The sequence below is a fragment of the Bradyrhizobium sp. LeoA1Lang genome, assembly GCF_055413685.1.
Genome location: NZ_JBVAPG010000120.1, coordinates 1 through 25,958, shown reverse-complemented (window position 1 = coordinate 25,958; position 25,958 = coordinate 1). Strand labels below are relative to the sequence as shown.

The 25,958-nt window shown below is 63.9% G+C and carries 18 protein-coding genes and 1 tRNA gene; 11 read left to right on the top strand and 8 right to left on the bottom strand.

The annotated features are described in order from the left end of the window. Nucleotides 1-352: 352 nt before the first annotated feature. Nucleotides 353-838, top strand: coding sequence for a hypothetical protein (locus ACZYOF_RS31055; RefSeq protein WP_463718139.1), 486 nt, complete (start codon nucleotides 353-355; stop codon nucleotides 836-838). A 25-nt stretch (nucleotides 839-863) separates the two neighbouring features. Here ACZYOF_RS31055 and ACZYOF_RS31050 read toward each other — a convergent pair whose 3' ends face one another. Beyond that, nucleotides 864-1,601 (bottom strand): energy transducer TonB family protein, encoded by a 738-nt coding sequence (locus ACZYOF_RS31050; protein WP_463718138.1) that lies wholly within the window; start codon nucleotides 1,599-1,601, stop codon nucleotides 864-866. A gap of 651 nt (nucleotides 1,602-2,252) precedes the next feature. Between ACZYOF_RS31050 and ACZYOF_RS31045 the strand changes: the two genes are divergently transcribed. Continuing rightward, entirely contained in the window at nucleotides 2,253-2,543 is a 291-nt protein-coding gene (locus ACZYOF_RS31045; RefSeq protein ID WP_463718137.1) for a PilZ domain-containing protein, read from the top strand. A 324-nt stretch (nucleotides 2,544-2,867) separates the two neighbouring features. Here ACZYOF_RS31045 and ACZYOF_RS31040 read toward each other — a convergent pair. Both ACZYOF_RS31040 and cpdR read right to left on the bottom strand, forming a co-directional pair. Next, nucleotides 2,868-2,942 (bottom strand) — tRNA-Val (locus tag ACZYOF_RS31040). Nucleotides 2,943-3,024: 82 nt separating this feature from the next. Continuing rightward, on the bottom strand, nucleotides 3,025-3,384 hold the full coding sequence (gene cpdR / locus ACZYOF_RS31035) for a cell cycle two-component system response regulator CpdR (RefSeq protein WP_027583737.1): 360 nt from the start codon (nucleotides 3,382-3,384) through the stop codon (nucleotides 3,025-3,027). Between the two features lie 310 nt (nucleotides 3,385-3,694). On the opposite strand from cpdR, the gene ACZYOF_RS31030 reads away from it, so the two are divergent. Both ACZYOF_RS31030 and hisN read left to right on the top strand, forming a co-directional pair. Further along, nucleotides 3,695-4,582 (top strand): N-formylglutamate amidohydrolase, encoded by an 888-nt coding sequence (locus ACZYOF_RS31030; protein WP_130580971.1) that lies wholly within the window; start codon nucleotides 3,695-3,697, stop codon nucleotides 4,580-4,582. A 493-nt stretch (nucleotides 4,583-5,075) separates the two neighbouring features. Further along, nucleotides 5,076-5,855 carry a histidinol-phosphatase gene (gene hisN, locus ACZYOF_RS31025; protein WP_463718136.1) on the top strand — a complete coding sequence of 260 codons (780 nt, stop codon included), beginning with the start codon at nucleotides 5,076-5,078 and terminating at the stop codon, nucleotides 5,853-5,855. A gap of 12 nt (nucleotides 5,856-5,867) precedes the next feature. On the opposite strand, the gene ACZYOF_RS31020 is transcribed toward hisN, so the two are convergent. Next, entirely contained in the window at nucleotides 5,868-6,758 is an 891-nt protein-coding gene (locus tag ACZYOF_RS31020; RefSeq protein WP_463718135.1) for a LysR substrate-binding domain-containing protein, read from the bottom strand. Between the two features lie 89 nt (nucleotides 6,759-6,847). Here ACZYOF_RS31020 and ACZYOF_RS31015 point away from each other — a divergent pair, with 89 nt between their 5' ends. Further along, nucleotides 6,848-7,600, top strand: a complete 753-nt coding sequence (locus tag ACZYOF_RS31015) for a sulfite exporter TauE/SafE family protein (RefSeq protein ID WP_463718134.1) — start codon at nucleotides 6,848-6,850, stop codon at nucleotides 7,598-7,600. Here ACZYOF_RS31015 and ACZYOF_RS31010 read toward each other — a convergent pair. Next, the gene (locus ACZYOF_RS31010) at nucleotides 7,597-8,232 is read right to left on the bottom strand and encodes a LysE family translocator (RefSeq protein WP_130580977.1); all 636 of its coding nucleotides are present in this window, start codon (nucleotides 8,230-8,232) and stop codon (nucleotides 7,597-7,599) included. The genes ACZYOF_RS31015 and ACZYOF_RS31010 overlap by 4 nt on opposite strands. Nucleotides 8,233-8,472: 240 nt before the next feature. Between ACZYOF_RS31010 and ACZYOF_RS31005 the strand changes: the two genes are divergently transcribed. Together ACZYOF_RS31005 and ACZYOF_RS31000 are read left to right on the top strand one after the other, a co-directional pair. Next, nucleotides 8,473-10,266 (top strand): adenylate/guanylate cyclase domain-containing protein, encoded by a 1,794-nt coding sequence (locus tag ACZYOF_RS31005; RefSeq protein ID WP_130580967.1) that lies wholly within the window; start codon nucleotides 8,473-8,475, stop codon nucleotides 10,264-10,266. A gap of 176 nt (nucleotides 10,267-10,442) precedes the next feature. Then, a complete protein-coding gene (locus ACZYOF_RS31000) occupies nucleotides 10,443-13,211 on the top strand; it encodes a di-heme-cytochrome C peroxidase (RefSeq protein ID WP_463718133.1) in 2,769 nt (922 codons plus the stop codon). Between the two features lie 21 nt (nucleotides 13,212-13,232). Here the strand turns inward: ACZYOF_RS31000 and ACZYOF_RS30995 are convergent, their stop codons facing one another. After that, on the bottom strand, nucleotides 13,233-14,180 hold the full coding sequence (locus ACZYOF_RS30995; RefSeq protein WP_463718132.1) for an alpha/beta fold hydrolase: 948 nt from the start codon (nucleotides 14,178-14,180) through the stop codon (nucleotides 13,233-13,235). A 217-nt stretch (nucleotides 14,181-14,397) separates the two neighbouring features. On the opposite strand from ACZYOF_RS30995, the gene ACZYOF_RS30990 reads away from it, so the two are divergent. Beyond that, on the top strand, nucleotides 14,398-14,868 hold the full coding sequence (locus tag ACZYOF_RS30990; RefSeq protein WP_463718131.1) for an Hsp20 family protein: 471 nt from the start codon (nucleotides 14,398-14,400) through the stop codon (nucleotides 14,866-14,868). Between the two features lie 194 nt (nucleotides 14,869-15,062). Here ACZYOF_RS30990 and ACZYOF_RS30985 read toward each other — a convergent pair whose 3' ends face one another. Beyond that, the gene (locus tag ACZYOF_RS30985; RefSeq protein ID WP_463718130.1) at nucleotides 15,063-15,779 is read right to left on the bottom strand and encodes a hypothetical protein; all 717 of its coding nucleotides are present in this window, start codon (nucleotides 15,777-15,779) and stop codon (nucleotides 15,063-15,065) included. Nucleotides 15,780-16,234: 455 nt separating this feature from the next. Here ACZYOF_RS30985 and gltB point away from each other — a divergent pair, with 455 nt between their 5' ends. Together gltB and ACZYOF_RS30975 are read left to right on the top strand one after the other, a co-directional pair. Beyond that, on the top strand, nucleotides 16,235-20,968 hold the full coding sequence (gene gltB, locus ACZYOF_RS30980; protein ID WP_394567209.1) for a glutamate synthase large subunit: 4,734 nt from the start codon (nucleotides 16,235-16,237) through the stop codon (nucleotides 20,966-20,968). 146 nt (nucleotides 20,969-21,114) lie between these two features. Next, nucleotides 21,115-22,572 (top strand): glutamate synthase subunit beta, encoded by a 1,458-nt coding sequence (locus ACZYOF_RS30975; RefSeq protein WP_463718129.1) that lies wholly within the window; start codon nucleotides 21,115-21,117, stop codon nucleotides 22,570-22,572. A gap of 9 nt (nucleotides 22,573-22,581) precedes the next feature. Here the strand turns inward: ACZYOF_RS30975 and ACZYOF_RS30970 are convergent, their stop codons facing one another. Continuing rightward, nucleotides 22,582-24,300 carry an outer membrane beta-barrel protein gene (locus ACZYOF_RS30970; RefSeq protein ID WP_463718128.1) on the bottom strand — a complete coding sequence of 573 codons (1,719 nt, stop codon included), beginning with the start codon at nucleotides 24,298-24,300 and terminating at the stop codon, nucleotides 22,582-22,584. A 204-nt stretch (nucleotides 24,301-24,504) separates the two neighbouring features. Here ACZYOF_RS30970 and ACZYOF_RS30965 point away from each other — a divergent pair, with 204 nt between their 5' ends. Beyond that, nucleotides 24,505-25,518: a KpsF/GutQ family sugar-phosphate isomerase gene (locus ACZYOF_RS30965; RefSeq protein ID WP_282528968.1), complete on the top strand. Its 1,014-nt coding sequence runs from the start codon at nucleotides 24,505-24,507 to the stop codon at nucleotides 25,516-25,518. The last annotated feature ends 440 nt before the right edge of the window (nucleotides 25,519-25,958 follow it).

Sequence of the window (25,958 nt, the reverse complement as noted above, 5' to 3'; positions counted from 1 at the left end):
CCCGGGGCCCGGTCGTCGCGCTGCGCTACGCATGGCTCCGCGCGCCGCCCTCTCACCGCAAAAACCCAACCCAACCCTGTTCGTTGAGAGCCTTGACTCACAAAGCCCCATATGAGGGTGGGCAAAGGAGCGCAGCGACGTGCCCACCATCAAAGACTCCGCTCGCGATGGTGGGCACGCTGCGCTTTGCCCACCCTACAACTCTACAACTCTCTCCGCGTCGTCCCGGGCTTGACCCGGGACGATAACCACAGGAAGTAGTTTTGCGAAGCTGACTATGACCGAATCCTATCGAGACATCACGCGGTATGGGTCCCCGCCTTCGCGGGGACGACACGCGGAGGAGGCAGGAATGACGCGCGTTGGATGTTTGGCAGCCCTGATTTTCTTGTCTGCGCCTGCCGGCGCGAGCGCGGCTCCAGCTACCTCCGCGTCAGGTTCGGCGGCACTGGCGCTCGCCGCCGTGGTCGCGCAATACTCGCCGATCGCCGCCGCGCCCAAGCGTACCGTCGCTTCCTTCTTCAAGGGCGATACCAATTTTCCCTATGGCGGAAAGATCTCCGTCACCGCAGACGACATCGTCTGCCGCACCAGCAATGTCGACATCACCTCGCGCTCCTGCGACATCGCCTTCAAGATCGGCAAGCGCGCGCTGAAGGGCCGCGACGCCAACGAATTGTTTGCAACCATGCTGATGGCAGGCATCTCCGCCGAGGGCGCCGCCGGATCGAACATCGCGGGCCTGTCGAAGCTGAACTGCACGATCGAACCCAAGGTGATCAAGCAAAAGGCCGGCGGCGGCGCCGACTGCACTTTCGAGCCGGGCAATCAGCCGTAGACCGTGCAGTGGTTAGGGGGAGGCCTTAGGATGGATCGAAGGCCAGTTGAATCTGGACGTTGAGGCGATCCGGAAGTTCGGCTGGGATGGATGGAAGAGGTTGCGCCCTCTTGATGGTCTCGATCGCCTCGGTATCGAGCAGTGTCTGGCCGGAGCTTGTTTTCACCCAAACACCCAGGAGGCGCCCTCTCCGGTCGATCGAGAAGAACGTTTCGACCGTGCCTTGAAGCCTATTGTGGGCCGCCGCGGGATACCGCTGAAATCTTGCGATGTGCTTGAGCAGGCTTTGTTGAAACTTCACCAGGGCATTGTTCGGCACCACATTGGTCACGGTCGAACGACGTGAGATGCTGGGGATGCTGGGACTCGCTTCAACAGGCAGGGACGCCTGGTCAGGCGATTTGCTCACAACCTCATCCTTCGCCTGATCATCCGGCTGTTCGGCTTCAGGATTCGAATGGGCGACATTCGCCGTCGTCGCCTGCGAAGTTGCATCGATTGGGATCGGTGTCTGCTCGCGTAGAGGAACCAGGCGCACCTGTATTGTAGATGTCGGTCCCTGGTCGACGGATGATGCGGTCGGGTGCTGTACCTTGATCCAATAGACCCCACCGGCAAACAACAGCACCGCCAGAGCCGGGATGATGACGAGACGCGCCACTTCTGCGTTGGACCAGGCCGTCGGATCTCCTGCAGTGAGCGCGGCCTTTATCCGGTCCGTCTCCCTTGGGGGCAACGGATCATCTGAACCGTCCATCTTCATATGGCGGGCGCTTTCGCCGGGATAACAATTCTGGTCGGTACGCACATCTCTGGAGAAGGCCACTCAGATCATTTGGGGCGCGCCGAGCCCCTCGGCGAAGGCATGATGGCTATCTCTATATAGGATTTGTGACATGTCTCTAAAACCGGACTGGCGCCGGAGGCCGAGACGGGCCGTCATATGAAATGGAACTGCCAACAGGCGTCAGCTCATCGCTTGCGCACGGTTCCGCATCCTGACCGTCGGAAAAATTTGGCGGACATTACTGAGGCCGACATGAAGCGTCGCCATTTGAACCACGCGACATCGGCCGGACTGCCCCGGCGCAAGCCGTCGGGATCACGCCGGGGCCGCCTTGGCTCTCCCGGCCGACCACGGGGGCTTTGGCGCTCGGGGTGTGATCGGCGAGAAGTAGCGTCGCAAATAAGCACAACCATTGCGCGTTCGTCAGTGCACTTTGTGCCAGAGCGACGCCAGAAAGTGTGAGGTGTCGCGCGGATGCGCGGTTTGTGCCATCTCGCTCGCGCTTTCCTCGCGTCGACCGTTAACCATAGGGACACGCGCGCAGGCATTAGGACAGCCGCACTGATGGAAAGTTGCAGCGCTCCCGGATTTCAATTGCCAATATTTTATCAATTGGAGCGTCCGGTCATGATTGAGCGTCGTGCCCTAGAACGTGTTCAGTTGAACCAGCTCGCATTGCTTTCGTTTAGCGGGATTTCGGGAGTTCATCCCTGCCTGGTAAGAAATCTCCATATGCGCGGTGCTGGTTTGTACTCGAATTCATTTCACTTCTTCGCCAACGACTTCCTCATGTCGTTCGACGGCTTCAAGTCGAGCACGCACTGCCACGTCGTCTGGAGGCGGGGCGACGAATGCGGCGTCGTGTTCCCTTCAGGATATCTCCACAGCGAGCTCGAGATCTTGTCAGCGCAGATGTAACCGACCGCGCATCCCGGGAAGACGCGCTTCCGCGCTCCTGTGGTTGCTTTCGCAGGCACAACGGAATCGTAGGATGGGTAGAGCGGAGCGAAACCCATCGCGATGGGAGCAAGCCGCGCGATGATGGGTTTCGCTCCGCTCTACCCATCCTACTGCATCGCGCGGACGATGACGGCGGAACGTCATTTGACTCTCGGATCAGGGACCCAGGCCGTCGGCGCGGCAGTCCGTCTTCGCTTTCACTTCGTTCAAGCTAGGCTGGACACGCTTCGCCCTGGCCTGCTCCGCACGGCTGCGCCACGCGTAGCCCGCCAGGGCGAAGCGTGGTGGGCGCGACAGGGATCGAACCTGTGACCCCTACCATGTCAAGGTAGTGCTCTCCCGCTGAGCTACGCGCCCGAAAAATCGGCTGGGTCGGGTCCCTATAACGGACCCCAGGCGGGCAGGCAAGGACGCTTGAAGGCGAAATCTTGGCCGCGGGTCAGGCCGCCAGCATCTTGTTCACTTCGCTGACCAATTCGCGCAGGTGGACAGGCTTTGCCAGCACCTTGGCGTTCTTGGGCGCCTCCGAATCGGAGTTCAGGGCGACGGCGGCAAATCCGGTGATGAACATGATCTTGATGTCGGGATCGAGTTCCGAGGCGCGGCGGGCGAGCTCGATGCCGTCCATCTCCGGCATCACGATGTCGGTGAGCAGCATCTCGAACGGCTCCTCGCGCAGCCTCTGATAGGCCGACATACCGTTATCGTGTGGGGAAACCTGGAATCCGGCGTTTTCGAGCGCCTTGACCAGGAAGCGGCGCATATCGTTGTCGTCTTCGGCGAGGAGGATTTTGGGCATGGCGTTGATTTCGTCGAATCCCGGCTTGGGAGGATCGGTCCGCACACTAAGCCCGATAGGCAGTAAATTTCGAGTGAAAGATGAGCCGTCGCGGCCGACCGGATGCTTAACTTAGTTGTGGACCGGAACGCCGCGCGAATCAATCACGTCAGGCGCTACCCGCTCTTAAGAGACATTCCAGCCCGGCTCACGATTTTTTTCGCTTGGCAGAAGGGTTGTGATTACCGACAATGCCCGCACATAAATCCTCCGTTTTTCCGGCAGAATCGTGCTGGAAGGCCCAGCGGAATTGAAGGGACGGCGCCGGACGATGAGCAGGCCTGACGGTGAATTGCCGCCTCCGTTCGAGATCGTCGAACCCGTCAATTGGCGGGCGCCGATCATCTTCAACTCGCCGCATTCGGGCTCGGTCTATCCGGCCGAATTCCTCAACGCCTCCAGGATCGATCTGACGTCGCTCAGGCGCTCGGAAGACTCCTTCATGGACGAGTTGATCGAAGGCTTGAGCGAGCGCGGCTTTCCGGTCGTGCGGGTGCATTTTCCGCGCTCCTATGTCGACGTGAACCGCGAGCCCTATGAGCTCGATCCGCGCATGTTCACGGGCCGGCTTCCGAGCTTTGCCAATACGCGCTCGATGCGGGTCGCCGGCGGGCTTGGCACGATCCCGCGCGTGGTCGGCGACGGCCAGGAGATTTATCGCGAGCGGCTCAATGTCGACGAGGCGCTGTCGCGGATCGAGGCGCTCTACAAGCCCTATCACCGGGCGCTGCGGCGACTGATCAACAAGGCGCACCAGGCGTTCGGAACCGTTGTCGTGGTCGACTGCCACTCGATGCCGTCGATCGGGGTGTCGCGGGACGAGCCGCGACGGCCCGACATCGTCATCGGCGACCGCTACGGCACAAGCTGCGCGCCGCTGCTCCCCGACGTGGTCGAAGACGTCATGAGCGGGCTCGGCTATTCGATCGGCCGCAACAAGCCCTATGCCGGCGGCTTCATCACCGAGCACTACGGCAACCCGGCGAGCGGCCTGCATACCGTTCAGCTCGAGCTCAACCGCGCGGTCTACATGGATGAGCGCCGGCGCGAGCGCGGCCCGCGCTTTGCGCAGTTGGCCGCCGATTTCGCGACCTTGGCGGAGGCGCTGGCGGAAGTCCCGCTCGGCGACCTCGGTCCGTTCCAGGCAGCAGCGGAATAGGCTTCCTCGTCATGCCGGGTTCGTCCTTCGGACGCCCCGGAATGACAGCAAGAACCCCAAAAGAAAAAAGGGCCGCTTGAATGAACAAGCGGCCCAAGTCTAGGGAGGAAACGCCCAAGGAGGGCAGCGATAGCGCGAGGCGCTACCGCACCGCAACAATATGCCGCCGCGCCGCACAAAACGCAAGCGGTTTTAGATTCATTTCCCATGCATTATCCGCAGGGCTTGCAGACCTGCAACACAGGGCTAGAGTCGAACTTTGTCGTTTTCTTTCAATATCTTCGTGAAGAAATGAATGATTAATACCGAGTTTCGACCATGGCCCCCCATTTCGTGATTGCACCTAGTCCCAAAACTCATAGCGGTGCATGGCATCCCTCGCGCACTCAAAAATGCCAGCGACAAAATTCCTCAATGTCGGTGCGGATTCCGCCGGATTGAGCTAGGCAGTAGCGTTAAGTTGCCAGTTCGCATCGCGCTTTAGGGAACAGCCGTGCCGGTCATTGATTTCACTGCCTTCATCGGTCGCCTCGCGACCGCCGCCGGCGAAACCATCCTGCCGTTCTTCCGCACCTCGCTCTCGGTCGACAACAAGAGCGTCAACGATTTCGATCCCGTCACCGAAGCCGACCGCGCAGCGGAAGCGGTGATGCGGCGGTTGATCAAGGGCAACTTCCCCCAGCACGGCATCGTCGGCGAGGAATTCGGCAATGAGCGCGAGGACGCCGAATATGTCTGGGTGCTCGATCCGATCGACGGCACCAAGTCGTTCATCGGCGGCTTTCCTATCTGGGGCACGCTGATCGCACTGCTGCACAAGGGCACGCCGGTGTTCGGGATGATGCATCAACCCTATATCGGCGAGCGGTTTTCCGGCGACAATGGTTCGGCCCATTACTCTGGCCCGTCTGGCGAGCGGCGGCTTTCCGTCAGGCGCTGCGCGTCGCTCAAGGAGGCGACGGCTTACACCACGAGCCCGCTGTTGATGAACGCCACCGACCGGGCATGCTTTGGACGGATCGAGAGCGCCGCCAAGCTCACGCGCTATGGCGGCGACTGCTACTCCTACTGCATGCTGGCCGCTGGCCATCTCGATCTCGTGGTCGAGACCGAGCTCAAGCCGTATGACATCGCAGGCCTGATCCCGATCGTCACCGGCGCCGGCGGCATCGTCACCACCTGGGAAGGCAAGCCGGCGCAGAGCGGCGGCCGCATCATCGCCGCGGGCGACCCGCGGGTGCACGAAGCGGCGATGAAGCTGCTCAATGGTTGAGCGAGCGGCCCGTCACGGCGCGGCCTTGCGCAGGTAGTCGACGAGCAGCTTCGCCGGGCGCGGCAATGCCTTGAAGCTGCGGGCGCAGATCGTGAGTTTGCGGTCGGCCCAGGAGTCGCGCAGCCGGATCGACGCAATCGGCATCGATCGGGCGCAGCGCCGGGCGGCCGTCTCCGGGATCACGGCGATGCCGACGTCGGCCGCGACCATCTGGCAGATCGCGTCGAAATCGCGCAGGCGCGCCCGGAACCGCAGACGGGCGCCGAGCCGGGCCGCATGCTTGGCGATGTGGGCCTGCAGCGCGGTCGAGGCGGTCAGCCCGACGAAGTCATAGTCGGTCACGTCCTGGAAATCGATCTGGCGGCGCCCTGCGAGATCGCTGCGGCGCGAGGCCACCAGCGTCAGGCGATCCTCGCTGAACAGGAAGCGCTCGACGCTTTCGGGCAGCGCATGCTCGGCGGCGAAGCCGAGATCCGCAGCACCGGTCGCGATCGCAGCCGCAATGTCGGCGCTCTCGCGCTCCTCGACGTCGACATTGATGTCGGGATGCGCGCGCAGGAAGGCGGCGAGCGCCCGCGGCAGATGCTCCGACAGGCCCGAGGTGTTGGCGAGCAGCAGCACGCTTGCCCTGACGCCGCTGGCATAGGCGGCGAGGTCGCCGCGCAGCGCTTCGACATTGTGGATCACGATCCGCGCATGATCGAGCAGGCTTTCGCCGGCGACGGTGAGTTCGACTCCACGGCGGCCGCGCTTGAGCAGCGACACGCCAAGCGCAGCCTCGAGCCCCTTGATCCGTTCGCTCGCGGACGCCAGCGCCAGATGCACGCGGGAGGCGCCATTGGTGATGCTGCGTGTCTCCGCCACCGCAATGAAGAGCTGCAGATCGACCAGGTCGAAGCGCATGTCAGGCTCCGTTCAGCTTCGGCAAAGCCGAAGGCATTCTCCGTAATCTCCAGATTGTGCCGCTCGCGGCGATCGGTCAATGTGCAGACATGTTCGACTCGATGCTTATCCTGATCGCCTTCGCCTTCCTGCTTGCCGGTTTCGTCAAGGGAACGCTGGGGCTTGGCCTGCCGACGGTTTCTATGGGACTGCTGGCCGTGACGATGCCGCCTGCGCAGGCGATCTCGATCGTCATCGTGCCGGCGATCGTCACCAACATCTGGCAGACCTTCGTCGGCCCTTATCTGCGCGACATCCTCAAGCGGCTATGGCCGCTGATGCTCGGCACCGTGGTCGGCATCTGGCTGAACCGCGGGCTGTTGACCGGGCCTTATGCGCCCTACGGCACCGTCGTCCTCGGTCTCCTGCTCATCATCTATGCGGTCGTGGGCCTCAGCCGCTTCAGCTTCAAGGTCGCCCGCCGCGACGAGAAATGGATCGGCGGCATCGTCGGCGTCGTGACCGGGGTGATCTCGGCGGCGACCGGCGTGCAGGTGATCCCGTCGATGCCATTCATGCAGGCGATCGGCATGGAGAAGGACGAGCTGGTGCAGGCGCTCGGCCTGTTCTTCACCACCGCAACCGTCGCCCTCGCCTTCAATCTCACTGCCGCCGGCGTGTTGACTGCCGCGACCGCGCTGCCCGGCGCGGTGGCGATGGTGGCGTCCTTCGTTGGCATGTTCGTTGGGCAGGCGGTGCGGTCACGGCTGCAGCCGGAGGCGTTCCGCCGCTGGTTCCTGATCGCGATGATCCTGCTCGGGTTCTACCTCGCCGGCAGCGCGCTGGTGAAGATTCACGGCTAGCGCGCTTCCAGCATCGCGACGCGAAAGCCGAGATAGACGAACAGCCCGCCGAGCGTGCGGTTGATCCAGGTGATCACACCGCTGGAGCGGCGGATCCGCCTCGCCGCCCGCGCCGCAAAGGCCGCCACGCCGAGACACCACAGCGTGCCGTTGAGGACGAAGATCGCGCCGAGCAGCAGGAAGGCGGCGGCCTTGTGCGGCGAATCAGCGGCCACGAACTGCGGCAGGAAGGCGAGGAAGAACAGCGCCACCTTTGGATTGAGCGCATTGGTCAGCGCGCCCTGCCAGAACACCCGGCGCAGCGTCGGCGCCTCACCCTGAAGGGTGACATCCGCGATCGGGCGCTGGCGTGACAGCAGCATCTGGACGCCCGTGAACAGGAGATAGGCTGCGCCGACCCATTTGAGGGCCGTAAAGGCCACTGAGGAGGTCATCAGCACCGCCGAAAGCCCGATCGCCGCGCCGAAGACATGAAAAAGGCAGCCACAACTGATTCCGAACGCAGCCGCCGCTCCGCCACGCCATCCAAGTTGCAGGCCCCTGCCGATGATATAGGCGGTGTCCGGCCCCGGCGTGACGTTAAGCAGCAGCCCCGACAGGATGAAAAGCCATAGTTCGTGAATTCCGAGCATCGTCATCATCTCTCACGCGGGCGTTGGCCAACCGACAAGAACAGCCGCCCCACATTATTTCCACGACATAAAAATTGTGCAGCTAACATTTCAGGGGCCATCCGCTGCCAATTCCGGAACGTTTGCATTACTATGATCTCCGGTTCGGGCTTCCGCCAGGTACATCTTGTTTTATAAGAATTGGAACGGTCGGCCGCGCACGCGGCGATCATCGGCCGATTCCGGAGCATAGATACGGTTATGGAGAGACGGCTAGCTGCCATAGTCTGCGCCGATGTCGCCGGCTACTCGCGGATGATGGGGGCCGACGAGGCGGGCACGCATGCCGCCTTCAAAGCCCATCGTACCGCGATCCATCCGATCATCCTCAATCATGGCGGCCGTATCCTGAAGAACACCGGCGACGGCTTCCTGCTGGAGTTTCCCAGCATCGTCGGAGCGCTGGAGGCCGCCATCGAGATGCAGATGCTGATGGCGGAACGCAACAACCAGCTTCCGGCCGACCGCGTCATGCAGTTCCGGATGGGCATTCACATGGGCGATGTGATGGCCGACGAGGACGAATTGTTCGGCGATGACGTCAACATCGCCGTCCGGCTCGAGACGGTTTCCCCACCGGGCGGACTGGCCGCTTCGGCCAAGGCCTATCAGGAGGCCGGCAGGCACCTCAAAGCCACCCTGATCAACACCGGCAGCCATCGTTTCAAGAACATCGCGGACCCTGTCGAGGTCTTGACCTGGGAGCCGGGCGGCTCGGAGGCGCGTGGGCGTCAGGTGCGGGATTCGTCGGGCCTGCCAGGGCAGTCGCGGACAGCGATCGTCGGCGTGCTTCCCTTCGCCAATTTGAGCGACTCCAGCGACGAGTATTTTTCCGACGGATTGACCGAAGACCTGATCCACGCGCTCTCGCTGCAATCCTTCTATCGGGTGCTGAGCCGCAACTCGACATTCTCCTTCAAGGGCAAGAATGTGAGCACCCGCCTGATCGCCCGCGAGATCGACGCGACCTACCTGATCCAGGGCTCTGTGCGGCGTGCCGGCAGCAAGATCCGGGTGACCGCCGAGCTGATCGCGCCTGAGAACGGCGAGCAACTGTGGACCGGCCGCTATGACCGCGACATGGGCGATCTGTTCGCGATGCAGGACGAGATCACGACCAGTCTCTCTGCAGCGATCGCCACCGAGATATTCCGCGCGGAAGCTTCCGCGCCGGCCCGCCTTTCCAACGATGTCACCGCGTGGGATCGATTCCTGAAGGGCCTTTCCTACTATTACCGGCACACCAGGGAAGATTACGAGGCGTCCATTGCGCTGTTCAAGGAAGCGATCGCGCTCGATCCCGCGCTTTCGATCGCGCACGCCTATCTCGCCACGATCCAGGTGCAGAGCATCCAGTTTGGCTGGCTCAAGCGCACGCGCGAATTATGGACGTCGATCGTGAGTCTTGCGGAGGCCAGCGTTCGGCTCGACCCGCGCTCGTCCTTCGCCTTTCAGATCCTGTCCTATGTGCGTTCGGTCGAGGGGCACTACGAGGCTGCCCTGGATGCCGCGAACCGTGCCGTGGCGCTCAACCCATACGACATGGGCGCGCGCGGCGTGCTTGGATATGTTCACCTCGTGAGCGGTGAGCATCGCCAGGCGATCGAGCTGTTTTCGATGGGGGCGCAGCGCGGCAACAGCGACCCGCGCTATCAATGGGCGGCCTTGAACGCGTTCAGCCACTACCTCCTGGGACAATACGACGCGACCCTGTCCTGGGCGCGCGAGCAGCTCTACATCAATCCGAACCATATGCCGGCACTGGCGATCCGCGCCGCCGCGCTGGCCCAATTGGGACGGACCGAGGAGGCGGCGGACGCGACCGGCGTTTTGATGTCCAACTATCCGATTTTCACCGTCGATCGGCATTTGAAGAACTTCCATTGGAAGCAGCCGGCCGATATCGAACACTATCGTGAGGGACTTTTGAAAGCCGGCGTACCGCTCGCCCGGCTGACCCTTGTCGAAACCCGGAAGCTCGCCGCCGAGTCGTGAACGAGCGCGCAGCCAAGCGCAGCGCCCTCCGATCGTTCACCGACTTGAGGGATTCAGCCAAACCTCGCCACACGCTGTAGTCGTGTAACATTCGCGCGTATTCCGGATGTTAAGACTTCGTCCGCTTCTATCGGGCGATAGCTTTTCATGATTCGTTGCGTCCAGGATTTTGCGCCATGCACGACCTCCGCACCAAGAAGCCGGTCGCGCCGCTGATCGACGTTTCTCCGAACAATCCCTGCCCGTTCCTGCGTGCGCTGGTCGCGGAAGGATTTGTCGACGGCCATATCGCCCCCCTCTCGACGCTATCAAGGACGATCGGAGCGGCGAGCGGGAAGAAGGGGTTGAGCAATATCCGGGTGCGCATCGAGACTAGTCTCGTCGCGCTCGTGGCGAATGGCCTCAGTCCCTGGCGCCTGCTCAAGAGCTGGTGGTCCGGTGCCGAGCTGGATGCACTGCGCGACGGCCCGCTCGACAAGCACGGCGTCGGCTCGCGCATCCTTGACGCCCACGCCCATGTCCACGAGGACCAGATCGCGCGCCTTGCCGGGTTCGGCCAGGAGTGCAGAGATCCCGCTGGCGGCGTCGAGCACGGCCTGACGGCGTCCGAAATCACGACCTTCATGCACGCCAATTTCGAACGGGCGAAAGCCAACCGGCGCTGGTACGACCCGCTGTTGATGAAGGGCGAATGGCCCGTCCTGCTTCGCATCCTGGGCAAGGGCGAAGGCAAGGACCGCTACCTCAGCGTTGCGGAGGTGAGGACATTGTTCGTCGATCGCCGGATGCCCGAGCGGATCGTCGAGCGCATCGAGTCCCCGCGGCAAGTCGCCCCCGGCAGGCGTGCGCTTCGCGTTCTCGGCAGCGCAGCGGCCTTGCTGATCGCGCTACTGGTTGCGGTTACGCAATTCCCGGATCGCGTCAGGGCCGTCCTGCCCGACAAGCTCGCGCAATTGCTGCCGCCTCCGCTGCCGGACGCGCCAGCGACCAAAGCCGCCTACTGGCTCGACCAGAATTGGTCGCTTGAGGACCGATACTGGTTCCACCACGTCAGCCAGGGCACCGCGACATTCCCGGTGCCCTACGCCTGGTTCGCCGCGCTGGAGCAGCCGTACCTGCGTCTGTTCAGCGCGCCCGGACTGATGAAGGAGAGCGCCTATCTCGAGCGCTTCGGCTTTATTCCGAGCCCCCAGACCATCCATACCGACGACACCACGCTGCGCCGCTTCGGTTATGCAAGCATCTTCGAGACGACACCTGCGCCGGCATCTTCAGGGTTGTGGAAGACAGCGGTCGAGAATGTCGACGGCTTGCCGGTCGGCTTCGCGCGGATGACCGGCGTTGTCGATCCGGCGACGGGCCGTCGCGAGGACGACAAGATCGGGCTGACCTGCGCGGCCTGTCACACCGGACAGCTTCACTACAAGGGCGTGGCCGTGCGCTTCGACGGCGGCCCGGCCATGACCGATCTGAAGAAGCTCGAACTCGCGACCGGCCTGTCCATTGCCTATACCTTGTATGTGCCGTTCCGTTTCAAGCGCTTCGCCGATCGCGTGCTCGGGCCCGACGCAAGCGATGCAGACCGCAGCGCGCTCAAGCAAAAGCTGGCAGCGATCGGCAAATTCCTGATCGACTGGCAGAACACCTATGACAAGACCATCGCCGGCAAGACGACCGAGGACGGCAAGCAGCAGAAGGACACCGAGGAAGGGTTCGGCCGCCTCGACGCGCTCAACCGCATCGGCAACCAGGTCTTCTCGCAGAACCTGGCCATCAACGGCCTCAGCGGCTTCGAAAAGAATCTGCACGCCCAGGACGCGCCGGTCAGCTATCCGCCGATCTGGACCGTGCCGTGGCTCAAATACGCCCAATATGACGCCTCGATCGAGCAGCCGCTGATCCGCAATGCCGGCGAGGCGTTAGGCGTGACCGCGCTGATCAACATGTCGCCGGAGTATCCGGCAGACACGCTGTTCCGCTCGTCAGTGGAGGTGCGGAATCTGCTGTGGATCGAATCGATGCTGCGCGGTCCCGATCCCTTCAGCCAGACGCCACAGCGCTTTGGCGGTTTGGCCGCGCCCAAATGGCCGTCGCAGCTCTTCGACGATCAGGCCTGGAAGCTCAAGCCCGACCGCGTCGCCAAGGGCCGCGAGCTGTACGCCGAGATCTGCGTCGAATGCCATCTCGGTCCGGTCAATGATCCCGTGTTCGACGCTCAATTTCCGGACAAGAGCTTCTGGTCGTCGCCGCGCTGGGACCGTACCGGCGAGAGCCCGGTGCTCGATCCCGTCCAGAAAAAGGCGGATGACATGGGAACGGACCCGGCGCAGGCCAAGGTCCTGACCACGCGAACCGTTCAGGTCCCCGGCTTCCTCGGCATCGACCCGACGCGCGACCTCACGAAGTGGTGGGAATGTCCTGACCTTCAGCCGACCTCTACCACCGAGATGTCCTACGCCCTCGCCTTGATGGTGACGGTGGACCTGGTCAGCCGGAAATGGATGGACGAGCGGCATATCCCGCCGGCGGAGCAGAAGAAGCTCTGGGGCGACCGAAAGAACTGCCCCAACCCTTCGCCGGCGCCGCGCTATCGCGCGCGCCCGCTCAACGGCGCCTGGGCCACGGCGCCCTACCTGCATAACGGCTCCGTCCCCTCGCTCGACTGGCTGCTCCGGCCCGCCGCCGAGCGCCCGAGGAAGTTCTGCATGGGCGCACGTGATTTCGATCCGGAGCATGTCGGCTTCGACGTGAAGGGCGACGAGACGTCGTGCAAGAATGGCCAGGCGCTGTTCTCGGCGACCGATCGCGACGGAAACAACATCCACGGCAACAGCGTGGGCGGCCACTCGCTCGAGGGAGCCGCGCCGTATCCGAAGGGCATCATCGGCCGCGCGCTCGACAAGAACGAACGCGAAGCCCTGATCGAATATCTGAAGACCTTGTAGCCGATCGAGGAAATGCGCGCGTCAGCCGAACAGCGGCGTGCCCGGCACGAAGGCGTCGAACGCCGCCCAGAACTGCGCGCGGTAGCGGTCCTGCTCCTGCAGGATCTCGTGCTTGGAGCCGGCGATCACGAGGTGCGAGCCGGCGCGCAAGTGATAGGCGAACTCCTCGATCGCTGAAGTCGACACCACGGTGTCGTTGCTCGCCGCCAGCATCAGGATCGGCTGGCGGATCTGCGACGGATAGTAATATTCGCGGAACGTACGCATCGCCTTGAAGGCGGTGTCGGCCCAGGCAATCGTTGGCGCACCGAGGCCGAGCGTGGGGTCTTCTTCCAGGACCGCAGCATTGCGCGCAAAGCGGACGGGATCGCTGGTGAGGGGATTGTTGATGAAAGGCGAAAGCCCGACCAGTTCGTCGCTGCCGCCCGGAACGTAGCGTCCGCCCTGGCCGGCGAACCGCATGATCCGCAGCAGCGCGGTCGGGATGAATGAAGTGCGGCGTCCCGGCAGGTCGATCATCGGCGCCGACAGCACCATCCGATCGAACCAGCGCTTTCCGGCATGCGCGATGCGCAGCATCACGGCTCCGCCCATCGAATGCGCCAGCGCGAAATAGGGCGGCGGACAATCCGGCAGCACCACCTGCTGCACGAAGGTTTCGACGTCGATCTCGTAATCGGCAAAGTTGCGCACATAGCCTTTGCGTGGATCGCGCAATCGCCGCGAGGAATGGCCCTGCCCGCGCCAATCGATCATCGCCACCGCAAAGCCGCGGTCGCGCAGATCGCGCACGGTCTCGAAATATTTCTCGATCATCTCGCTGCGGCCGGTGAACACGCAGACGGTTCCCTTGCGGCCCGGCGGCGGCGCCCAGCGCGCAAAACGCAATTCGGCGCCATCAGGCGTCTTGATGGTGCCGCTGACGACGTCCTCCGGAACCGGATTGGCTGGAATGGAGACGAGCGTCATGAAGGGGAACCGCTAGGTAAGGGACGGCGGGAATCAAGGCGTGAGCGCCAAAAAGCGACGATATTTCCGCCTCTTGAACGCCTGATAGCCCCACCCATATCATCTTCGTGCAGGCCGCTACCAGTGTTTCGGAACCGGAACATCAGGCTGCACACAGACTAAAGCCCGGCCCGATGGCGGGCGGGTAACCAAATCAGTCGCTCATTGGAGGACTATCATGCGTACCTACGATCTGACCCCGTTCTATCGTTCCACTGTTGGCTTCGACCGTTTTTTCAACCTGCTCGACCAGGCAACTTCGGACGGCAGCCCCGGCTATCCCCCCTACAACATCGAGCGCACCGGCGAGAACGCCTACCGCATCAGCGTTGCGGTTTCCGGCTTCTCCGAGGGTGAGCTTTCGATCGTCGCGAAGGAAAACACGCTGACGATCAAGGGCGAGAAAACCGCCAACGAGAACGGCAAGGACAATTCCAACGTTCTCTATCGCGGCATCGCCTCTCGGGCCTTCGAGCGTGTGTTCCAGCTTGCCGACTTCGTACAGGTGAAGAGCGCTTCGCTTGAGAACGGCCTGCTCCACGTCGACCTCGTGCGCGAGATCCCCGAGGCCAAGAAGCCGCGCAGCATTCCGATCACGACCGGCTCCGCCGCGCCGCAGGTCGCCGACGGCTCCAAGGCCGCCGCCTAATCGCGGCAGCAGTTTCGGCAGATATTGGCCGAGCGCAAAACGCCCCGGGAAACCGGGGCGTTTTTGTCTCCCCTCGGTCATTCCGGGATGCGCCGCAAGGCGCAGGCCCGGAATCCATTCAGCCACAGGGCAAGCGGCGAAATGGATTCCGGGTTCGATGCTCACGCATCGCCCCGGAATGACAGGGAAGTCTGCTACTCCAATCCCTGCACCTGCGGCATTTCCTGGGTCGGCAGAATGGTCGGCGCGGCGGGAGGAGCCGGCTTCACCTCGCCAACGGTCGGGGCGGCGGCTGGCGGAATGGCCCGCTGCGTCTCCGCGGGCTTCTGCTGCACCGCGGCCGATTGCTGGGCCGGTTCCGGCGCGCGCTTTGCTGCCAGCGGATTTGGCCTTGGCTTCGGCACGGTCCGGCTCGCCACATGCGGAATGGGTGCCGGCGGCCGTGGCACGCTGCTGCGAACAGGGGTTGCCGGCGGCAACGGTCCGGCGGGGCCATAGGCGCCGCTCAGATCGCCTCGGTAATCGTCATCCATCCCGTCGGCCGGAATGAAGCGGATGATGCGTCCGCTGCGCGCGTCGATCACCAGCCTGCCGTCGCTCCCGCCAGGCTCGATCACCGCGATCGTGTAGACCAGCCCGCGTTGCCGCGGGATGCCGAGCGGCAGGAACCCGTTTTCGCGCAGCACTGCGTAGACTTCGATCGGCGGCAGCAGCCCCGGTCCCGGTCCGTAGGCCGGCCCATAACGCGGCGCCGGCACTTCCGGCGGCATCGCCGCATACGGGCCGTCGAAATCGGACACGGTCACGATCGACGGATTTCCGACGTGATTGGGCGCCAGCAACTGCGCATTGGCGGTCGGGGCCGAGAGAACGAGCCCCGCAGACAACACCCATCCCGTAAACAGCTTCATCACCGGTAGCTCCTGTAAGACGCTGGGCGTGGAGCATTTTTGCTCTCTGGTGCCCGCAGGAAACTTCATCGGCAATTCCGGCGGTCCTTGGGCCGGATCACGGCGCGTTTGCTTCAAATCGGGGGCGGCCCTCCCGCCGCGCTCCACGCAAAACTACATGCGGACGAGGACTCTCATGCGCTTGTGTGATAGAAAAAAATTTGGCAAGGTCGGAGTTAGGACAGTATAGCTGTCTTAATCGCGGGGCAGTCCCGGCATAGGGATTGCAACGGAAACTCGGCCCTTCGGGCTCCGAGAATGCTGCGGGCAAGGCCGTTCCTCAGGGACGTTGAACGCTCCTCGCCTGATTTAGGACATTGCGGCTCGCGGAGGACGAGCGGTGGCCCGATGGGTGCCGCAACGCCCAAGGTGCGCCAACGACCATGAGGCCCTTTAGCCTTAATTTGAGAGGAAACATGAGCGGGTCGGAATTCGAGCGCGAAACCATCGTGACAGAAACGCTGTCGGCGACCGCAGCCTCGAAAGCGGACGAACCGGCGCGCGAACACGATTGGCGTCCCAAAGCCGAAGGCATGTACGACCCGAGCCTGGAGAAGGATGCCTGCGGCGTCGGCTTCATCGCCAACATCAAGGGCAAGCCCTCGCACCAGATCGTCTCCGACGCGCTGAACATCCTTTGCAACCTCGAGCACCGCGGCGCCGTCGGCGCCGATCCGCGCGCCGGCGACGGCGCCGGCATCCTGGTGCAGATCCCGCACGCTTTCTTCGCGCGCAAGGCGGCCGAGCTTGGCTTCAAGCTGCCGCAGCCGGGCGACTATGCAATCGGCGCGCTGTTCCTGCCGCGCGACGCCGCCTGGCGCAACGTCATCAAGAGCATCATCGCCGACGAGATCAAGAACGAGGGCTTCAAGCTGCTCGGCTGGCGCGACGTGCCGACCGACAACTCCTCCCTCGGCGTCACCGTGAGGCCGACCGAACCCTATCACCTGCAGGTGTTCATCGGCCGCAATGGCGTCGGCAAGACCGAGGACGAGTTCGAGCGCCGGCTCTACATCCTGCGCAAGTCGATCTCGCAGGCGATCTATCAGCGCCGCGATCGCGGCATGGCCGGCTACTACCCGGTCTCATTCTCGTGCCGCACGGTGATCTATAAGGGCATGTTCCTGGCCGATCAGCTCGGCAAGTATTATCCCGACCTGCACGAGGACGACTTCGCGAGCGCGCTGGCGCTGGTGCACCAGCGCTTCTCGACCAACACCTTCCCGGCCTGGTCGCTGGCGCATCCCTATCGCATGATCGCGCATAACGGCGAGATCAACACGCTGCGCGGCAACGTCAACTGGATGGCGGCGCGGCAGGCTTCCGTGCATTCGGAGCTCTACGGCAAGGACATCAGCCGTCTGTGGCCGATTTCCTACGAAGGCCAGAGCGACACCGCCTGCTTCGACAACGCGCTCGAATTCCTGGTGCAGGGCGGCTACTCGCTGCCGCACGCGGTGATGATGATGATTCCGGAAGCGTGGGCCGGGAATCCCTTGATGGATGAAGAGCGCCGCGCCTTCTACGAATATCATGCCGCGATGATGGAGCCGTGGGACGGCCCGGCCGCGATCGCGTTCACCGACGGCCGCAAGATCGGCGCGACCTTGGATCGTAACGGGCTCCGCCCGGCGCGCTATCTGGTGACAAAAGACGACCGCATCGTGATGGCGTCCGAAATGGGCGTGCTGAAGATCCCGGAGGATCAGATCGTCACCAAGTGGCGGCTGCAGCCGGGCAAGATGCTGCTCGTCGATCTCGAGCAGGGCCGGCTTATTCCCGACGACGAGATCAAGGCCGATCTGGCCAAGAGCCATCCCTATCGCGACTGGCTGGCCCGCACCCAGATGCAGCTCGAAGAGTTGCCGGATGCGCCGACCAAGAGCGTGCGTTCGAACCTGCCGCTGCTCGACCGCCAGCAGGCATTCGGCTACTCGCAGGAAGACATCAACATCCTGATGACGCCGATGGCGGCGACCGGCGAGGAAGCCGCGGGCTCGATGGGCAATGACACGCCGATCTCGGCGCTGTCGGACAAGCCGAAGCCGCTGTTCACCTACTTCAAGCAGAACTTCGCGCAGGTGACGAACCCGCCGATCGACCCGATCCGCGAGGAGCTCGTGATGAGCCTCGTCTCGATCATCGGGCCGCGGCCGAACCTGTTCGACCTGCAGGGGCTCGCCTCCACCAAGCGCCTCGAAGTGCGCCAGCCGATCCTGACCGATGCGGATCTGGAGAAGATCCGCTCGATCTCCGACGTCGCCGAGACGCATTTCAAGTCGCGCACGCTGGACACCACCTTCCACGCCGGCTTCGGCGCGGCCGGCATGGAGCAGGTGCTGGATGAGCTCTGCGCGCGTGCCGAAGGCGCGGTGCGTGAAGGCATCAACATCATCATCCTGTCCGACCGCATGACCGGCACCGACCGGATCCCGATCCCCGCGCTGCTCGCCTGCGCCGCCGTGCATCATCATTTGATCCGCACCGGCTTGCGCACCTCGGTCGGCCTCGTGGTCGAATCCGGCGAGCCGCGCGAAGTGCACCATTTCGCCTGCCTCGCCGGTTACGGCGCAGAGGCGATCAACCCCTATCTCGCGTTCGAGACCATCATCGCGATGAAGGGCCGCCTGCCGGGCGGGCTCGACGACAAGGAGATCGTCAAGCGCTACATCAAATCGATCGGCAAGGGTCTCCTCAAGGTGATGTCCAAGATGGGCATCTCGACCTACCAGTCCTATTGCGGCGCGCAGATCTTCGACGCCGTCGGGCTGAAGGCCGATTTCGTCGGTAAGTATTTTGCCGGCACGCACACCCGCATCGAGGGCGTGGGGCTGGGTGAGATCGCCGAGGAAACCGCGCGGCGGCATGGCGATGCGTTTGGCGATGCGCAGGTCTACAAGACCGCGCTCGATGTCGGCGGCGAGTACGCCTACCGCACCCGCGGCGAGGATCACGCCTGGACCGCCGAGTCGGTCTCGGCGCTGCAGCACGCCGTGCGTGGCAACTCGCTCGAGCGCTATCGCGCCTTCGCCAAGATCCTGAACGAGCAGCAGGAGCGGCTCTTGACGCTGCGCGGCCTGTTCCGGATCAAGACCGCGGCGGAAGAAAAGCGCAAGCCGGTGAAGCTCGAAGAGGTCGAGCCGGCCAAGGAGATCGTTAAGCGCTTCTCCACGGGCGCAATGTCGTTCGGCTCGATCTCACGCGAGGCGCACACCACGCTCGCGATCGCGATGAACCGGATCGGCGGCAAGTCCAACACCGGCGAAGGCGGCGAGGAATCCGATCGCTTCAAGCCGCTGCCGAATGGCGATTCCATGCGCTCGGCGATCAAGCAGGTCGCCTCGGGCCGCTTCGGCGTGACGACGGAATATCTCGTCAACTCCGACATGATGCAGATCAAGATGGCGCAGGGCGCCAAGCCCGGCGAAGGCGGTCAGTTGCCCGGCCACAAGGTCGACGCGACGATCGCCCGCGTCCGCCATTCGACGCCCGGCGTCGGCCTGATCTCGCCGCCGCCGCATCACGACATCTATTCGATCGAGGATCTGGCGCAGCTCATCTATGACCTGAAGAACGTCAATCCGGACGGTGACGTGTCGGTCAAGCTCGTCTCCGAGATCGGCGTCGGCACGGTTGCCGCCGGTGTCGCGAAGGCGCGCGCCGACCACGTGACGATCGCAGGCTTCGAAGGTGGCACCGGCGCCTCGCCGCTGACCTCGATCAAGCATGCCGGCAGCCCGTGGGAGATCGGGCTCGCCGAAACCCACCAGACGCTGGTGCGCGAGCGGCTGCGCAGCCGCATCTCGGTGCAGGTCGACGGCGGCTTCCGCACCGGGCGCGACGTCGTGATCGGCGCGCTGCTCGGGGCCGACGAGTTCGGCTTCGCCACGGCACCCTTGATCGCGGCCGGCTGCATCATGATGCGCAAGTGCCATCTCAACACCTGCCCGGTCGGCGTCGCGACCCAGGACCCGGTCCTGCGCAAGCGCTTCACCGGCCAGCCCGAGCACGTGATCAACTACTTCTTCTTCGTTGCCGAGGAAGTGCGCGAGATCATGGCTTTGCTCGGCTACAGGAAGTTCGACGAGATGGTCGGCCAGACCCAGATGCTCGACCAGACCTCGCTGGTCGCGCATTGGAAGGCCAAGGGGCTCGATTTCTCGCGGCTGTTCGTGCGGCAGAAGGAAGAGAAGGGCCAGAAGATCTACCGCTCGGAAGCCCAGAACCATCATCTGGAAGCCGTGCTCGACCGTCGCCTGATCGAGAAGGCCCGTGCCGCGCTCGACCGTGGCGCGCCTGTCAGGATCGAGGAGGAGATCAACAACACCGACCGTTCCGCCGGCGCGATGCTGTCGGGCCAGGTGGCGAAGATCTACGGCCACGAAGGACTGCCGCTCGACACCATCCATGTCAGCCTCAAGGGCACCGCGGGCCAGGCGTTCGGCGCGTGGCTTGCCAGGGGCGTCACCTTCGAGCTCGAAGGTGAAGGCAACGACTATGTCGGCAAGGGCCTTTCCGGCGGACGCCTCATCGTCAAGCCGCCGAAGATCTCCGGCATCGTACCGGAGGAGTCGATCATCGTCGGCAACACCGTGATGTACGGCGCGATCGCGGGCGAATGCTACTTCCACGGCATCGCCGGCGAGCGCTTCGCTGTGCGCAACTCGGGCGCGGTCGCTGTCGTCGAGGGCGCCGGCGATCATTGCTGCGAATACATGACCGGCGGCATCGTCGTGGTGCTCGGCAAGACCGGCCGGAACTTCGCGGCCGGCATGTCAGGCGGTATCGCCTATGTCCTCGACGAAGCCGGCGACTTCCCGAAACTGTGCAACCTCTCGATGGTCGAGCTGGAACCGGTGCTGTCGGAAGAGATGATCAACGCTGCCACCTACCACCATGCCGGCGATCTCGAGGCGCATGGGCAGGTCGACGTGTTCCAGAACCTGCTTGATTCCGATGTCGAACGGCTCCATGTGCTGATCACGCGGCACGCCAAGCTGACCGGCTCGAGGAAAGCCGCCGAGATCCTGGCGGACTGGAAGACGTGGCTGCCGAAGTTCCGCAAGGTGATGCCGGTCGAGTACCGTCGCGCACTGAAGGAAATGAAGGCGAACGCCGACGCCGAGCCGAAAATCGCGATCGGAGCGTAATCACGGAAGGTTATAAGACCGCCATTGCGAGCGCGGCGAAGCAATCCATAAACTCGGTCCGCGGACAGGTGGATTGGGTCGTCGCTATCGCTCCTCGCAATGACGAACGAAACAAGACGAACCAGGGTGCAGGGGCCTCAGGCTTAATGGGAAAGATCACAGGTTTCCTCGAGATCGAGCGGCACGACCGCAAGTACACGCCGGTCACCGAGCGGCTGAAGCATTTCCACGAGTTCGTCATTCCGCTCAGCGAGAAGGACCTCCGCGATCAGGCCGCGCGCTGCATGAACTGCGGCATTCCCTATTGCCACGGCACCGGATCGGTTGCGCCGGGCACGCCCGGCTGCCCGGTCAACAACCAGATCCCCGACTGGAACGATCTCGTCTATCAGGGCAACTGGGAAGAAGCCTCGCGCAACCTGCATTCGACCAACAACTTCCCTGAATTCACCGGCCGTATCTGTCCGGCACCGTGCGAGGCTTCCTGCACGCTCAACATCGACGACAACCCGGTCACCATCAAGACCATCGAATGCGCGATCGTCGATCGCGCCTGGGACAATGGCTGGCTCAAGCCGGAGATCCCGGCCGAGAAGACCGGCAAGAAGGTCGCGGTGATCGGTGCCGGCCCGGCGGGCATGGCCTGCGCGCAGCAGCTCGCACGCGCCGGGCACGACGTGCATGTCTATGAGAAGTATGCCAAGGCCGGCGGCCTCCTTCGCTACGGCATTCCCGACTTCAAGATGGAGAAGGACATCATCGACCGCCGCGTCACGCAGATGGAGGCCGAGGGCGTCACCTTCCATTACGGTGCCCAGGTCGGCGGCGACGCCCCCGGCGCGATCGATCCGAGCGATCTGCAGAGCCAGTATGACGCGATCGCCCTGACCGGTGGCGCGGAAGCCCCGCGCGACCTTCCCATCCCCGGCCGCGATCTCGACGGCATCCATTATGCGATGGACTTCCTGCCGCAGCAGAACCGCCGCGTCTCCGGCGAGTCGTTCAACGGCGTGACCGACATCCTCGCCAAGGACAAGCATGTGGTGGTGATCGGCGGCGGCGACACCGGCTCCGACTGCATCGGCACCTCGCTGCGCCAGGGCGCCAAGTCCGTGACCCAGCTCGAGATCATGACGGCGCCGCCCGAGCGCGAGAACAAGGGCGTGACCTGGCCGAACTGGCCGTTGAAGATGCGGATATCGTCGAGCCAGGCCGAAGGCGCGATCCGCGAATACGCCGTGCTAACCCAGAAATTCGAGGGCACTGGCGGCAAGGTGAAGAAGCTGCACTGCATCAAGGTCGACGACAAGTTCAAGCCGGTGCCCGGCACCGAGTTCGAACTCGACGCCGAGCTGGTGCTGCTGGCGATGGGCTTCGTGCATCCCGTACACGATGGCCTGTTGAAGCAGCTCTCGGTCGAGCTCGACCAGCGCGGCAACGTCCGCGCCAATACGAGCGACTACCAGACCTCGTTGCCCAACGTCTTCTCCGCCGGCGACATGCGCCGCGGCCAGTCGCTGGTGGTCTGGGCCATCCGCGAAGGCCGCCTCTGCGCCCGCGCGATCGACACGTTCCTGATGGGCAAGACGGATCTGCCGCGATAAGGGCGCCGCCTAGTTCTGCACCCTGACCCCCAGCAGCATGACCGTCGACTGCGAGCTCGATCCCGGCGAGCTCGAGTCCAATATGTCGTGGCGGACGGTGCCCTTGATCCAGAGGCTGCGGGTCATCTTGTAGATGAGATCGCCTGACAGCGAGTAGATCTTGTCCAGGCGGTTGTCGCCCTGATAGTCGAGCGTGCCGTAGGTGAACCTGCCGATCGCGGTCAGCCAGCGGCGGAAGTCGTGATCGACCTCGACAGTGTAGGTGCGCGCCAGCACGCCTGATGTGCCCGGCAGCGTGGTCTCGGCGAGCTGGGTGTCGGAGTAGAATTTCGCCGTCGTCAACGGCGTCGCGGTCCAGGTCAGCGATGCCGTGGTGAGCAGGCCGTCCAGCCGGTTCAGCCGCGGATCCTGATAGTCGCGTGCGGCGTAGCCGATCGAGACTTCGCCGAACAACAGCCGCGAGAACTCGAAGGACGAGCCGGCCTTTGCATAGCCGCCCGCGGAATCGCGCGCGAAGCCTGAGCGGTCGAGCCGCAGATCATGGACGCGGCTGTCGCCCTGGATTTCCACGAACGGCTTCACCGCGGGGTTGACTTCGTAGCTGACGCGCGCGACGCCGCCATACTGGCTGAAGTTGCGGTCGTCGTTCGAACTGAACGAGCCGTCGGTGAGCCTGGACCATTGGTAATCGGTGCGGTCGACGGTGGCGCCGGCGGAGACCTGCAGACGGTTGAAATTCTGATCGACGCCGAAGGTGCCGCCGAGCGTGGTGTAGATCGGATATCTGGCGAGGCCGGCCGGCACGTTCGGGCTGCCGGGGATGTCGGTGGAGACGAGCAGCCGCGCCTGCCCCAGCAGCCTTGTGTCACGGGTGACGTCGAGCCGCCCATCGATATGGCCGATGAAGTTGGGGCGATCGATATCGAGCGGCGCGGAGAGCGCTGTGCCGTCGGCATTCGGCGTCAGGTTTTGGGTGTAGCCGGTGAAGGAGCCGCGCAGGTCCGCGACCAGCGCGTGGCGCTCCCAGTTGGACACCGCCAGGAATTCCGGGGCGATCACATACGTCGGCGAGCCCCGCTGCACCGACAGCCGGCCGGGATTGGTTTCATAGCCGGCGCTGAGTTCGACCGCGGACTTGATCAGGAAGCTGCCGGCATAGTCGCCGACCGCGCCGAACGGATCGTCGTCGATCCTGAGCCGCTTGCGCGGCGGCTGGCCCACCACATTGCCAGCCATCGCCGGCGGCACCGGCGGCTTGTTGGCGGTGTCCGAGGGCGGGATCGACAGGCGCAACTGTCCGGCCAAATTCCTTGGCGGTGGCGCGGGTGGCGGCGTCCCGGGGCCGGGCGGCGGTTTCGGCCTCGCCTGCGCCGGATAGTATTTCGGCTGCTGGCGCTTGCGGTTGAGCGAGTCATAGCCGGAGGTCGAGGCGCCGTTCGCAGCCGGCAGGCCGTAAGACGGCACCTGGCCAATGCGCGACGGCACGCGGCCATCGCGATCCCGGTCGCGCAATCGAGCATCGTTGAGCGGATCGGCCAGCTCAGCCGCGGTCCTGCGCAGGGGCGAATCAGGCGGCGCTACCTGAGTAGTGCGCGACGGGCTGAACAGGTCCGGCGTGACCGTCTGGGCCTGCGCGAAGGAGCCGCTCAGCGCGAGCGCAGCAAGGCATACAGGCGTGCGCAAATAGCGCGCGCGCCCAGCCCGGCCCCATGCTCGCCCTCGTCCCACGATAGAAATACCTCAACAAATTCCTTGACTTACACGGCAAACGCGGAACGGGGCCGAGAACGTCCTTAATGGAGTTAAAACAATTATGGTTAATGGCTCGTTGAGAGCGGCTGGCTGCGTCGCCTCCCGCTCGCCGCCGTGCTAAGGGAGGCGCTCTGGGCGCACCGCCCGTCCTCCCTGGAAACAGACTCTCTGGAAAGAGACATGGCCAAGCCCAAACCGCTGATGCCGAAATCGTCGGACACCGAGCCCGCTGACGCCGCCGTGCAATCGGCGCTGCGGACGCTGGAGGCGGAAGCAAGCGGTGTCGCCGCGATCGACGCCGCGCTGCGGTCCGACCTCGGCGCGCCCTTTGCCGCGGCGGCGGAGATGATCCGCAACGCAAAGGGACGGCTGATCGTCACCGGGCTCGGCAAGTCGGGCCATATCGGCCGCAAGGTCGCGGCGACCTTTGCCTCCACCGGCACGCCGGCGTTCTTCGTCCATGCCGCCGAAGCGAGCCATGGCGACCTCGGCATGATCACCGCCGACGACGTCATCCTGGCGCTGTCATGGTCCGGCGAGCAGCCGGAGATGAAGAACCTGATCTCTTACGCCGCGCGCTTCGGCATTCCCGTGATCGCGATGACAGCGGAAAAGGGCTCGAGCCTGAGCAAGGCCGCCGATATCGCGCTGACGCTGCCGAAGGCGCGCGAGGCCTGTCCGCACAATCTGGCGCCGACCACCTCCTCGCTGATGATGCTGGCGCTCGGCGATGCGCTGGCGATCGCGCTCCTGGAAGGCCGTGGCTTCACCTCGACCGATTTCAGCGTGCTGCATCCCGGCGGCAAGCTGGGGGCGATGCTGAAATATACCCGCGATCTCATGCACGCCGGCGAGGCCGTGCCGCTGAAGCCGCTCGGCACCAGGATGTCGGACGCGCTGGTCGAGATGACCTCGAAGGGTTTCGGGTGCGTCGGCATCGTCGACCGCCGCAGCCATCTCGTCGGCATCGTCACCGACGGCGACCTCCGCCGCCACATGCGCTCCGACCTGATGACCGCCGTCGTCGACGACGTCATGACCAAAAATCCGAAGACCATCGGCCGCGACACGCTGGCCGGCGAAGCGCTGGAATTGCTGAACGCCTCGAAGGTCACCGCGCTGATCGTCGTCGACGCCGGCAAGCCGGTCGGCATCGTGCATTTCCACGACTTCCTGCGCGCGGGCGTAGCGTAGGCTCGCATTGGGAGCGTGTAGGATGGGTAGAGCGCAGCGAAACCCATCGCGATGAAGCAAGCGGCGCGAATGATGCGCTCTACCCATCCTACGACTGTCAGACCCTCGCCCTTCGAGACGACCGCTACGCGGTCTCCTCAAGGTGAGGAGATAGGCTGTAGGGTGGGCAAAGCGAAGCGTACCCACCATCCAACGCCGTGCTCATGGTGGTGGGCACGCTTCGCTTTGCCCACCCTACGGCGTCGTCGCGACTTATGATTCAATTGTCAAACAGCGGGTGGGGAAGTTCGGTAGCATTATAGCGGCGCCTTGCGGCCCAGCTTTTCGTCACATTGCACCCTCTTCGTTTTTATTTGGCGCAGGGTAATCCGGGTGCCGGGTGGACCCCATGGCCCCCTTCAAAAAAAATCACGGGGGGGGTTGTGTGCGGAAGGTTCTGC